Genomic DNA, 13045 nt, shown 5'->3' with positions numbered 1-13045 from the left:
CCCGGCCGGCTCGGTTTGCGCCAGCGCGCGCGAACGCCCATCTGAGCAGGTGCCCGCCGCCGGGATCGGTGCGATCCGGACCGGGCGGCCGGCGCATCCGGATCACCTGATCTGGAGGGGGATCCGGTCGGGAAACTCCGCGCCCGTGCGGTATCCTCCCGCTTCGGGATCGCAACGGACCGCGACCGGCGGCTGGCCGGTCGGACGGTGAGGGCACAATGGCCGAATTCGATTATGACCTGTTCGTCATCGGCGGCGGATCGGGGGGTGTGCGCGCGGCGCGCATCGCCGCCCAGCACGGCGCCCGCGTCGCGCTCGCCGAGGAGTTCCGCTACGGCGGCACCTGCGTCATCCGCGGCTGCGTTCCCAAGAAGCTCCTGGTCTACGCCTCGCACTTCTCCGAAGCGTTCGAGGACGCCGCCGGTTACGGCTGGAGCGGGCTGGACGGCGCGTCGTTCGACTGGCCGACCCTGATCGCCAACAAGGACCGGGAGATCGACCGCCTCGAGGGCGCCTACCTGCGCAACCTCGAGGGCGCCGGCGTCACCGCGATCCGCAGCCGCGCCACGCTGGAGAGCGAGCACCGCGTCTATCTCGAGGCGGAGGACCGCTGCGTCACCGCCGGCACCGTCCTCATCGCCACTGGCGGGCGCGCCAACGTCGATCCGAAGCTGCCGGGCGTCGAGCACGTCATCACCTCCAACGAGGCCTTCCACCTCGAGCGCTTTCCCGAGCGGATCGTCATCGCGGGCGGCGGCTACATCGCGGTCGAGTTCGCCGGCATCTTCAACGGCCTCGGCGCGGAAACCACGCTCGTCTATCGCGGCGAGGAGATCCTGCGCGGCTTCGACGACGACCTGCGCAACGCTCTTCACGCCGAGATGGAGGAGAAGGGCATCCGGATCATCCTGGGCGACGTCTTCAGCGACATCGAGAAGACCGACGCCGGGCTGATCGGCCGGACGCGGGCAGGGCACGTGCTCGCCGCCGACGAGATCATGTTCGCCATCGGCCGCCGGCCGAACACCGACGGTCTCGGCCTCGACAAGCTCGGCGTGGAGCTGGGCCCCGACGGCGCCATCGTCGTCGACGAATGGTCGCGCACCAGCGTGCCGTCGATCTACGCCGTCGGCGACGTCACCAACCGCATCAACCTCACGCCCGTCGCCATTCGCGAGGGCCACGCCTTCGCCGACACCGTCTTCGGCGGTCGCGAGGTGAAGGTCGACCACGCCTCCGTCGCCAGCGCGGTCTTCTCCAGCCCCGAGATCGGCACCGTCGGCCTGACCGAAACCGAGGCGCGCGCGGCGTTCCGGGTCGTGGACATCTACAAGACGTCCTTCCGGCCGATGCTCCACACCCTGTCGGGCCGCAACGAGAAGATGCTCATGAAGCTCGTCGTCGACGGCGACAGCGATCGCGTCCTCGGCGTCCATATCATGGGTCCGGCGGCGGCCGAGATGATCCAGTTCGTCGGCATCCTCATCAAGATGGGCGCCACCAAGTCGGACTTCGACGCCACCATCGCCGTCCATCCGTCGGCCGCCGAAGAGTTGGTGACCATGCGCATGAAGCCGGAACGGCACGTTCGCGAAGCGGCGGAGTGAGCATGGCGGCCGAGGCGGCCGCCGACGGCGGCGTCTTCCACTATTTCGGCTACGGCTCGCTGGTGAACTCGGCCACGCGGCCCCAGAGCCACGAGGTCATCCCGGCTCGGCTCAACGGCTTCCGCCGGGCGTGGCGTGTCTCCACCCGCCGCTCGCTGCTCTCCGGCGCCTGCTCGCTCACCATCCGCGCCGCCGAGCCCGACAGCGTCGTGCGCGGCGTGCTCGCCTCGGAGAACCGCGTGAGCCTGCCGACGCTCGACCGGCGCGAGCGCCACTACGACCGGCTGACGGTCGGCGCCGAGGGCGTCGCCCCGGAAACCGACTACGCCCACCCGGGCGAGGTCTACGTCTACCGCGTGAAGTCCGCCCACGACCGCTACGGCAGCCGCCGCTTTCCGGTGCTCCTGAGCTATGTCGACTGCGTCCTGCAGGGCTACCTGAAGGTGTTCGGCGAGGAGGGCGTCGCCGAGTTCATGGCCACCACCGACGGCTGGCACGTTCCGATTCTCGATGATCGCGCCGACCCGCTCTATCCCCGCGCCCAGACGCTGTCGCCGGCCGAACGCGTGCTGGTCGACGATGCGCTCGCCACCGCCGGCGCCACCCGCTTCAAGCGCCGCTGACGCCTTCCGGCCATCGCGCCGCCAGCGCCCGATCGACAGAAACTTCGAATTTTCAGATGGTTGGAGCGACTTCCTTGCGCGGGAAGCCGCCCCATTTGGCGTGCCATTTTGCTCCCGGCGTGCCGGGATCGCACGCACCGCTGCCGCCCCTGCGTCTCTTATGCATAGAATCTAGGCGATCGACTTAAGTGACGCTTACGTGTGCACGTCCCGGTTAGCGTCGGTGTCCTGTCTGCAACGAATAATCCGTTGTGGGCTCCGGCATGGGCCCCGACACTCCTGGCATCGACGAACCACCGGCCCTGTCCGGTTTCGCCCGAGCGCTGCGGAGTTGGTCATGAAGTTCGGTCTCTTCAATCTCATGACGCACCAGGACAATCCCGGCGGGATTGCCGGTGTCGTCGACGACACGCGGACGATGGTGGAGCTAGCCGACCAGGGCGGCTTCGACACCGCCTGGTTCGCCGAGCACCACTTCACCAACTACTCGCTCTCCGTCTCCCCCCTGATGATGGCGGCGCACCTGGCCGGCACCACGTCGCGCATCAAGCTCGGCCCCGCGGTGGTGGTGCTGCCGCTCCACAATCCGCTGCGTGTCGCCCAGGAGATCGCGCTGCTCGACCAGCAGAGCGGCGGCCGCGCCGCGCTCGGCCTCGGCAGCGGCTACCAGCGCTACGAGTTCGACCGCTTCGGCATCGACATCGAGCAGAAGAACGAGGTCTTCCTGGAATACTGGGAGGTGGTGGAGCAGGCGCTTTCCACCGGCCGCGTCGCGTTCTCCGGCAAGCACTTCTCGGCGCCCGAGACGGTGTTTGCCATGCGTCCGGCGCAGCGACCGATGCCGCCGCTGTTCATGACGTCGCTGCATCCGACGATCCTCGCCCGGCTCGGGCCGCTCGGCGCGGTGCCGTTCGTCTCCGGCGCCTGGGCCGGCAAGCCCGGCGCCTTCGCCGCCTCGCGCGCGCACGCGCTGAAGTCGTGGGCGTCGGCCGGCCTCGATCCCGCCACCATGCCGCTGGCGGCGCAGCAGTACATCGCCATCACCGACGACAAGGCCGAGGCCCTCGAGGCGGCGGAGCGCGGCCGCTCCTACGCGCGGATGGTGTACGCGCTGCGCGCCTCGATCCTCGCCCTCGACGGCGCCCGGCTGGCCCCGGTGCCGCTGCCCGACGAGGCGAGCCTGGAGGATTTCCGCGACAACTTCGTCATCGGCGATCCGCACCGCTGCGCCGAGCGCATCGTCGAGGACATCCGGACCCTCGATCCGATCCACTACAACTGCTTCTTCCAGTTCGGCGACATGCCCATCGCCCGGGCCCGCCGCTCGCTGGAGCGCTTCGTCACCGAGGTGATCCCGCTGATCGAGAAGGAAGTCGGGCCGCTCGAGGAGATCGGACGGCGCCCGCCGGCGGCGCCGCTGCCAGCCCGCGCCTACGCGTGAGCCCGTCGACCGGGGCGCGCCCGAGCCCCCGGATGGCATGTCAATTGCCTTGGAAAGCGTGGATGGAGTGCAGATGAGCTGGAGAGTGGGAGTGGATATCGGCGGCACCTTCACCGATGTCGCGATGGTGGAGGAGGCGACCGGCCGCATCGGCGTCGCCAAGGTGCCGACGACCCCGCTGGACTTCGCCGAGGGCGTGCTGGCGGGTCTCGCCGGCGGCCTGGCCGGCTCCGATATCGCGGCGGCGGACGTGGCGCTGCTCTCCCACGCCACCACCATCGTCACCAACGCGCTCCTGGAGGGGAAGGGCGCCCGCACCGCCTTCGTCGGCACCCGCGGCTTCCGCGACCTGCTGGAGCTGCGCCGCTCGACCCGCGTTGACCTCTACGACCTCTTCCAGGACCCGCCGCCGGTTCTCGTGCCGCGCCTCCACCGCTACGAGATCACCGAGCGCGTCGACGCGCAGGGCGAGGTGGTGACGCCGCTGGTCGAGGCCGAGGCGGCGCCGCTGGTCGCCGCGCTGCGCGCCAGCGGCGTGGAGACGGTCGCCGTGTCGCTGCTGTTCTCCTTCCTCAACGACACCCACGAGCGGCGTCTGGGCGAGCTCCTGCGCGCCGGCCTGCCGGGCGTCCAGGTGTACCTCTCCTGCGACGTGCTGCCGGAGATCCGCGAGTTCGAACGCGCCAGCACCACCGCCGTCTGCGCCTATGTCGGCCCGCTGCTGAAGAGCTACCTGGAGCGGCTGAGCGAGGCGGTCCGCGGCGAGGGGATGCCCGACCTCCACGTGATGGGATCGAGCGGCGGCGTCGTCGACATCGCCGAATGCCTGCGGATGCCCGCCCAGGCGGTGGAATCGGGGCCGGCGGCCGGCGTCATCGCCGCCGCGCTCGTCGGCAACCAGCTCGGCGAGGACCGCATCATCTCGTTCGACATGGGCGGCACCACCGCCAAGGCCAGCGTCATCGTCGACAGCGAAATCGCCGTGACCGCCGACTACGAGGTCGGCGGCGCCAGCCACGCCAAGCGCTGGATCAACGGCACCGGCCACCCGATCCGGGTGCCGGTCGTCGATCTCGCCGAGGTCAGCTCCGGCGGCGGCTCGATCGCCTGGATCGACCCCGGCGGTTCGCTGAAGGCCGGCCCCCACAGCGCCGGCGCGCTGCCGGGCCCGGTCGCCTACGGCAAGGGCGGGACCCTGCCGACGGTGACCGACGCCAACGTCGTGCTCGGCTATCTGAACCCGGTGGCGCTGCTCGACGGCGGCCTTGCCATCGACCATGCCGGCGCGGTCGCGGCGATCGAGCGCCACATCGGCGATCCGCTCGGCCTGACCGCGTCCGAGGCGGCGGCGCGCGTCATCGAGGTCGTCAACGCCAACATGGTCGAGGCGCTCAACATCGTCTCGGTCGAGCGCGGCCACGACCCCCAGGAATTCGTCATGATCGCCTTCGGCGGGGCAGGGCCGATCCACGCCATGGCGCTCGCCTCCGAGCTCGGCATCCCGCGCGTCATCATCCCGCCGGCGCCGGGGGCCTTCTCCGCCCTCGGGCTGGTCGCCACCGACCTCAAGCGCGATTATTCCCGCACCCTCTACGCCGAGCTCGCCAGCGTCGAGCTGGCGCGCCTCGCCGAAGCGGTGGCGGCGATGGAGGCGGAAGGCACCGCCATGCTCGACGCCGCCAAGGTGCCGGCCGCCCAGCGCCAGCTCCAGCGCTTCGCCGACGTGCGCTACCGCCGCCAGGCCTACGAACTCACCGTCCCGATGGTCGACGGACCGATCACGGCGGAAACCGTGGCGCTCCTCGCCGAGGCCTTCCACCGCAAGCACGAGCAGACCTACGGCCATTCCAACGAGGCCGAGCCGGTGCAGATCGTCAACATCCGCCTGACCGCGCTCGGCAAGCGGCCGGCGCTGACGCTCGCCCAGCCGGGGCGGCCGGAGGCGGCCCGCTCGGCGCGCCGCGACGTCTGGTTCCCCGTCACCGGCTTCGTGGAGACCGCGGTGCTGTGGCGCGAGGGCCTTGCCGAGGGCGCGACCATCGAGGGCCCCGCCATCATCGAATCGCTGGAATCGACCGTTGTGGTGCCGCCGGAATGGTCGGCGCGGGTCGATGCCAGCGGATTTCTCATCGCCGAGAAGCGGAGCCACATCCATGCTTGACCGGGCCGAGCTGGGCGTTGACGCCGCGCGCTTCGAGATCGTCAAGAACGCGCTTCTGTCGGCGGCGGAGGAGATGAAGATCGTCCTCGCCAAGACCGCCTATTCGCCGCTCCTGAAGATGGCGGGCGACTATTCCTGCGGGATCTTCGACGCGAGCGGCAACATGGTCGCCCAGGGGCCGGATCTGCCGGTCCACCTGGGGTCGATGCCGGACGCGGTGCGCAGCGTCGTCGCCGCCTTTCCGAACCCGGATCCGGGCGACGTCTTCATCCACAACGATCCCTACCACGGCGGCTCGCACCTGCCCGACGTCAACGTGGTGATGCCGGCCTACTGGGGCGACACGCTGATCGGCTATGGCTGCGTGCGCGCCCACTGGCCGGACATCGGCTCCGCTACGCCGGGCAGCTACGGCGCGGTCACCGAGATCTACGGCGAGGGGCTGCGGATGCCGCCGGTCCGCATCTACGTGAACGGCAAGCCGGACCCCAACGTCGAGGCGCTCATCTTCGCCAACGTCCGCGCCCCCGGCGAGCGTGTCGGCGATCTGAGGGCGCAGGTCGCCGCCAACCGCCGCGCCGTCGCCCGCCTGCAGGGGCTCGCCGAGAAATACGGCGTCGACGAACTCCTGAAGATCATGAGCCGCATCCTCGACTATTCGGAAACGATGATGCGGGCCGCCCTCGCGCGCGTTCCCGATGGCACCTCGTCCTTCGAGGACACCATCGACGGCGACGGCATCCTGGAGCCCGGCGAGACCGAGGACGCGCAGTTCCGGGTGAAGCTGAAGATCACCAAGACCGGCGATTCCATCGTGCTCGACTTCGACGGCTCCGATCCGCGCGTCTCCGGGCCCATGAACTCGCCGCTGACGGTCACCCGCTCCGGCGTGTTCGCGGCGCTGAAGATGATCCTCGATCCGGGCAGCCTCATCCCTCCGAATTCCGGGGCCTGGCGGCCGGTCGACGTGCGCGCGCCGAAGGGCTGCGTGGTCAACGCCCAGGAGCCCGCCGCCGTCACCTACGCCAACCACGAGATGTCGGTGCGCATCGGCGACATGGTGTTCGCGGCGATGTACGCGCTGACGCCGGGCAACGTGCCGGCCGGCTCCCACGGCACCGGCGGCGTCGTCATCTTCGGCGGCACCGACTACCGCACCGAGGAGACGTTCATCAGCTACGAGGTGACCAAGGGCGGTTTCGGCGCCCGTCCGGTGAAGGACGGCATGAACGCGGTCTCCACGCCGATCGGCAACATGATGAACACGCCGGTCGAGATCCTGGAGATGAGCTTCCCGCTGCGCGTCGAGGAATACGCGCTGGTGCCGGATTCCGGCGGCGCCGGCAAATGGCGCGGCGGCCTCGGCGTGCGCCGCACGTGGCGGATCCTGATGCGCGACGTCCATTGCGCGACGTGCTGCGAACGGGTGCTCACGCCGCCGTTCGGCCAGGCCGGCGGCAAGGCGGGGGCGACCTCGAGGATCGATCTTGAATTGCCTGACGGAACGTCCCGTCCTATCCGGGGCAAGGGCGCGTTCATCGCGCCGGCGGAATCGCGACTGGTCTTTCACGTGGCCGGCGCCGGCGGGTTCGGCCCGCCGTCGGAACGCGATCCGGAACTCGTGCGGCGTGACGTGGCCTATGGCTACGTCAGTGAGGAGGCCGCGCGACGAGACTATGGTGAGAACTGGGGGGAAGCGGCCGGGAAGAGCGCCGACGAGCAGCCGGAGGCTGCCGAATAGGACGCCGGAGGTCGCAGGCCTCCGGGGTTCGCCCGACACGCAGGGGAAGGTCCACGACCATGTTTCGCTTCAACCGACGCAGTCTGTTTGCACTCGCCGGGGCCGTTTCGATGGCCCTTCTCCCGGACGCTCCAGCCCAGGCCCAGTCACGGGCGGAGACGCTCCGCTACGTCACCGGAGGTACCGTCAACACCCTCGACCCGATGATGCTCGGCGCCACGCCGGCGGCGGTCTCGCTGAGTGCGGCCACCTACGACCGGCTCGTCGCCTTCGAGCGCAAGCCCGCCGACCCGGCCGCCGGCACCTACGTGTTCGATTTCGGCGCGATGCGCGGCGAACTCGCCGAGAGCTACGAGGTCAGCCCGGACGGCCTGACCATCACCTTCCATCTCCGTCCCGACGCCAAGTGGCAGGACGGCACGCCGGTCACGGCCGACGACGTGAAGTGGTCGCTCGACCGCGCGGTGACGGCCGAGACCATGTCGAAGGCCCAGCTCAAGACCGGGTCGCTGACCAGCCCCGACCAGTTCAAGGTGGTCGACGACAAGACCGTCGAGATCAGCCTGCCGAAGGTCGACCGGCTGACGCTCCCGAACCTCGCCTCGCTCTACGCGCCGATGTTCAACAGCAAGCTTGTCCAGAAGGAAGCCGGCCCCGACGATCCGTGGGGCGTCGAGTGGCTGAAGACCAACACGGCCGGCAGCGGCGCGTTCAAGGTCGAGACCTACAAGCCGGGCCAGCAGGTGGCGCTCGCCCGCAACGAGGACTGGACCGGCGGCGAGGCACCGGCGTTCGCCCGGGTCATCATGCAGACCGTTCCCGATGCCTCCACGCGTGCCAACCTCGTCGAGCGGGGCGACGCCGACATCACCATCGACCTGCAGACCGAGGACCTGATCGCGCTGCGCGAGAAGGGCACCGCGAAGGTGGTGTCCGCGCCGATGCCGACCGCCTTCACGGCGCTGATCTTCAACACGCGGATGGCGCCGTTCGACAATCCCGGGGTCCGCCAGGCCGTCGCGCTGGCGCTTCCCTACGACGACATGCTGGCGACCGCCGTATCCGGCCTCGGCGGCAAGCTCTACGGCGCGTCGTGGGAAGGCGAGCCGGAGACCTCCGGCTTCCCGCAGCCGCTGCCGCTGCACACCGATCTTGAGCTCGCAAAGAAGAAGCTCGCCGACGCCGGCTATCCGGACGGCTTCGAGACGACGCTGTCGTTCGGCGTGAACCGCGCCACCTGGGCCGATCCGGCGGCCTCGCTGGTCCAGGAGGCCCTCGGCAAGATCGGCATCAAGGTCACGATCGACAAGCTGCCCGATCCGCAGATGGCCGAGGCGGAAACCAAGAAGACGCTCCCGCTGCTGCTGGAGCGGTCCTACGCCATGTTCCCGTCGGCGGAGTACTTCTTCCGCATCTTCATGAGCGGCGAGTCGCGCTGGAACTTCTCGAGCTGGAACAACGAGGAGGTCAACGATCTGCTGCCGAAGGCGCGTTACGAGGCCGACCAGGCCAAGTACGATGCCATCGCGAAGAAGCTCATCGGCATGGCGGCCGACCAGGTGCCGATGGCGCTCCTGTGGCAGCCGACCCAGGACGTCGTCATGGGCAAGGACATCGACGGCTTCACGACCTGGTACCACTACTATGTCGACATCCGCGATCTGGAGCGGAAGTAGGGCGGTGAAGGCGCGCACGCCGCCGCGCGCGGGTGGATGCATCGGCCTCAATGGGCCGGTGCGTCGCCCGGGGCTGCGGCGGGCGTGTCCGACGGGGTGGGTCGAGCCATGACTTTCCTGAGATTCCTGCTCGTGGCCGTGCCGAGGCGTCTGGCCTCGGCGCTTCCGGCCCTGTTCGGGGTGCTCGCCCTGACGTTCGTCCTGATGCGCGTGCTGCCCGGCGATCCGGCCAGCCTGTTCGCCTCCTCGCCCTCGGCCGGCGAGGCGGAGATCACGCTCATCCGGGAACGGCTCGGTCTCGACCGGCCGATCCCGGAGCAGTTCGTCCTCTATCTCGGCGATCTCGCCCAGGGGGACCTAGGCCACTCCATGACCACCGGACAGCCGGTCGTCACCGACCTGTGGCAGCGGCTGCCGGCCTCCATGGAACTGGTGCTGACGGCGCTGATCATCGCGTTCGCGGTGTCGCTGCCGCTCGGCGTCGCGGCGGCGCTGCGTCCGGGCTCGCTGTTCGATCACGCGGTCCGGCTGATCGGCACGTTCGGGGTGGCGGTGCCGACCTTCGTGTCGGGCCTGCTGTTCATCTACGTCTTCTACTACCTCCTCGGCTGGGCGCCGGACCCGACCGGGCGGATCGACATCTTCATGATCACCCCGCCGCGGGTGACCGGCTTCCTGCTGATCGACACCCTGGTTGCCGGCGACTTCGAGGCCTTCCGCTCGGCCCTCGGCCAGCTCGTCCTGCCGGCGCTGACGCTGGCGCTGTTCGTCATTGCGCCGCTGTCGCGCATCACCCGCGCCTCGATGCTCGACGTCATGAAAAGCGACTACGTGCGGGCGGCTGAATCGGTGGGGCTCAGCCCGGCCCGGATTATCGTCGTCTACGGCCTGCGCAACGCGCTGATCCCGGTGCTGACCATTTCCGGCACGGTGATCTCCACCATGCTCGGCTCCAGCGTGCTGGTGGAAAAGGTGTTCGCCTGGCCCGGCATCGCCTCCTATTCGGTCGACGCCCTGATGGCCGGCGATTTCGCGCCGGTGCAGGGCTTCGTGCTCCTGATGGCGGTGCTCTACGTGCTGGTGAACCTCACCATCGACGTGCTCTACCGCGTCGTCGATCCGCGGGTGTCCTTGGCATGAGCGCGAGCGGAGACATCGGGGAGGGCGTCGCGGCCGATCCCGGCCGGCTCGGAGCGCGCCTGCGCCGGCTCAACCCGGTGACGGCCGCGGCCGGCGTCGGCACCGTGCTCCTGATCCTGATCGCGCTGTTCTCGCCCTGGATCGTGCCCTACGACCCGCTCGCTTCCGATGCCGCCGCCGCGCTGTCGCCGCCGAGCGCCGCCCATTGGGCCGGCACCGACCAGATCGGCCGCGACGTGCTGTCCCGGCTGATCGCGGCGGCCCGGCTCGATCTCGCCATCGCCGCCTCGGCGGTGCTGATCTCGTTCGCGATCGGCGCGGTGATCGGCGCCTTCTGCGGCTATGTCGGCGGCCTGCTCGACAAGATCGTCGGCCGCTGCGTCGACGTGCTGATGGCGTTTCCGCTGTTCATCCTGGCGATGGCGCTGGTCGCCGCGCTCGGCAGCGGCGTCTCCAACATCATCTACGCCACCGCCATCATCAACCTGCCGTTCTACATCCGCTTCGCGCGCGCCGAGGTGAACGCGCGGCGCGGCGCCGGCTGGGTGGAGGCCGCCCGGCTCGCCGGCAACAGCCACCAGCGGGTGGTGCTGTTCGTGCTGCTGCCCAACGTCCTGCCGGTGATGATGGTGCAGATCTCGCTCAACCTCGGCTGGGCGATCCTCAACGCCGCGGGGCTGTCCTTCCTCGGCCTCGGCGTGCAGCCGCCGACGCCGGAATGGGGGATCATGGTGGCGGAGGGCGCCCGCTACATCTCCTCCGGCAAGTGGTGGCTGGTGGCCTTTCCGGGCCTCGCCCTGATGATCGCCGTCCTCTGCTTCAATCTGCTCGGCGACGGCCTGCGCGACGTGCTCGATCCGCGAGGCCGCGATGACTGAGCGCCTCCTCGACATCCGCGACCTGAACGTGACCTTCTCGACGGTTGCCGGCGACGTGCGGGCGGTGCGCGACGTGTCGCTCGGCCTCGATCGCGGCGAGATCCTGGCGATCGTCGGCGAGAGCGGCTCCGGCAAGACGACGCTTGCCGCCGCCACGATCCGGCTGATGGCCCCGAACGCCCGCATCGCCGGCGGCAGCATCGACTTCCTCGGCGAGGATCTCGCGACCGCCACGCCGAAGCGGCTGCGGGCGCTGCGCGGCTCGTCCATCTCGATGATCTTCCAGAACCCGCGCGCCGCCCTCAACCCGGTGCGCCGCATCGGCCAGCAGATCGGCGACGCCATCCGCGCGCATCGGCCGATGCGCCGAAGCGAGGCGCGGGAGAGGGCGGTGGACCTTCTGGACTCCGTTCGCTTCCGCGATCCCGGCCGGCTCGTCGATGCCTACCCGCACCAGCTCTCCGGCGGCATGTGCCAGCGCGCGATGATCGCCATGGCGATCGCCTGCGAGCCGGCGCTGCTGATCGCCGACGAGCCGACCACCGCGCTCGACGCCACCACCCAGAGCGCCGTGATGTCGGTGCTGGAGACGCTCATCCGCGAGCGCGGCATGGCAATGCTGCTGATCACCCACGATCTCGGGCTGGCCGCCCAGCACTCCGACCGCGTCGCGGTGATGGAGAAGGGCCTGCTCGTGGAGACGGCGGCGCCGCGCACGCTGTTCCGCCATCCGCGGCACCCGTACACCCGCGGCCTCGTCGCCGCGACGCCGCTGCGCGAGACCCGCATCGAGGACCTGGCGGCCGAGCCGCTGCCGCCCGCCCGGCCGCCGTCGCGCCAGCCGGGGCGGGGGCTGGTCCTCGACGTGCGAAACCTGACCCGTCGCTTCGACGGCGTGGCGGCGGTCGACGACGTGTCGTTCACCCTGGCGCCGGGCGAAAGCCTCGGCCTCGTCGGCGAGAGCGGCTCCGGCAAGAGCACCGTGGCGCGGCTCGTCTGCCGGCTCATCGATCCGTCGGCGGGCACCATCCTGTTCAACGGCCAGGACATCGGCGGCATCCCCGAGCGCAGCTTCCACGCCGCGCCGGCGCGTCGCCGCATCCAGCTCGTCTTCCAGGACCCCACCGACAGCCTCAACCCGCGCCTGACCGCCTTCGACGCCATCGCCGATCCGCTCCGGCGCCTGAACGGCCTCGGCGGCCGGGCGCTTGCCGAGCGGGTCCGCGCGCTCTGCGACCAGGTGCGCTTCCCGCACGAGCTGCTCGGCCGCCGGCCGCACCAGCTCTCCGGAGGCCAGAAGGCGCGCGTCGGCATCGCCCGGGCGATCTCGGTGGAGCCGGACCTGCTGGTCCTCGACGAGCCCACCACCGCGCTCGACGTCTCCGTCCAGGCGGTGATCCTGGTGCTCTTGGAACGGCTGAAGCGCGAGATCGGGCTCAGCTACCTGTTCATCAGCCACGACCTCAACGTCGTGAAGATGATGTGCGACCGCACCGTGGTGCTGCGGGCGGGCAGGGTGGTGGAGGAGGCCGACAGCCGCGAGATCTTCGCCGCGCCGGCCGACCCCTACACCCGCGAGCTCCTGGCCGCGATCCCGCACCTGCGCTTCGAGGACGATCCGCCGGCCGGCGGTCCCGCCGCCGCGTCGTCCGGTCCCGTGCCGTTCCGCGCGAGCCGCCCGGAGCGCAAGGCGGCCGCTCAACCGCTTGAATCCGAGGCCGTCTCCGTCCGCCCGGGAGACCCCGGCTGACGGTGATGGCGCGCGTTTCGTTTTTTGG

The 13045-nt window shown here is 70.2% G+C and carries 9 protein-coding genes; all 9 read left to right on the top strand.

The genetic code is table 11. The annotated features are described in order from the left end of the window. The first annotated feature begins 218 nt into the window (after positions 1-218). The 9 genes from gor (at position 219) to AB7M35_RS02960 (ending at position 13017) form a co-directional block, all read left to right on the top strand. Positions 219-1607, top strand: a complete 1389-nt coding sequence (gene gor, locus AB7M35_RS03000; protein WP_453957133.1) for a glutathione-disulfide reductase — start codon at positions 219-221, stop codon at positions 1605-1607. Then, positions 1604-2230 (top strand): gamma-glutamylcyclotransferase family protein, encoded by a 627-nt coding sequence (locus AB7M35_RS02995; RefSeq protein ID WP_453957131.1) that lies wholly within the window; start codon positions 1604-1606, stop codon positions 2228-2230. The genes gor and AB7M35_RS02995 overlap by 4 nt, the downstream gene beginning before the upstream one ends. Positions 2231-2567: 337 nt before the next feature. Continuing rightward, a complete protein-coding gene (locus AB7M35_RS02990; RefSeq protein ID WP_453957130.1) occupies positions 2568-3671 on the top strand; it encodes an LLM class flavin-dependent oxidoreductase in 1104 nt (367 codons plus the stop codon). Between the two features lie 73 nt (positions 3672-3744). After that, on the top strand, positions 3745-5832 hold the full coding sequence (locus AB7M35_RS02985; protein WP_453957128.1) for a hydantoinase/oxoprolinase family protein: 2088 nt from the start codon (positions 3745-3747) through the stop codon (positions 5830-5832). Beyond that, on the top strand, positions 5825-7573 hold the full coding sequence (locus AB7M35_RS02980; RefSeq protein WP_453957126.1) for a hydantoinase B/oxoprolinase family protein: 1749 nt from the start codon (positions 5825-5827) through the stop codon (positions 7571-7573). The genes AB7M35_RS02985 and AB7M35_RS02980 overlap by 8 nt, the downstream gene beginning before the upstream one ends. Positions 7574-7683: 110 nt before the next feature. Further along, positions 7684-9249: an ABC transporter substrate-binding protein gene (locus AB7M35_RS02975; protein WP_453957124.1), complete on the top strand. Its 1566-nt coding sequence runs from the start codon at positions 7684-7686 to the stop codon at positions 9247-9249. Positions 9250-9357: 108 nt separating this feature from the next. Beyond that, a complete protein-coding gene (locus tag AB7M35_RS02970) occupies positions 9358-10389 on the top strand; it encodes an ABC transporter permease (RefSeq protein ID WP_453957123.1) in 1032 nt (343 codons plus the stop codon). Continuing rightward, the gene (locus AB7M35_RS02965; RefSeq protein ID WP_453957121.1) at positions 10386-11267 is read left to right on the top strand and encodes an ABC transporter permease; all 882 of its coding nucleotides are present in this window, start codon (positions 10386-10388) and stop codon (positions 11265-11267) included. The genes AB7M35_RS02970 and AB7M35_RS02965 overlap by 4 nt, the downstream gene beginning before the upstream one ends. Next, positions 11260-13017: a dipeptide ABC transporter ATP-binding protein gene (locus AB7M35_RS02960; RefSeq protein WP_453957119.1), complete on the top strand. Its 1758-nt coding sequence runs from the start codon at positions 11260-11262 to the stop codon at positions 13015-13017. Before AB7M35_RS02965 ends, AB7M35_RS02960 begins: the two co-directional genes overlap by 8 nt. Positions 13018-13045 lie beyond the last annotated feature (28 nt).

The organism is Amorphus suaedae (genome assembly GCF_053629675.1).
This window is presented reverse-complemented; position numbering and strand designations above follow the sequence as displayed.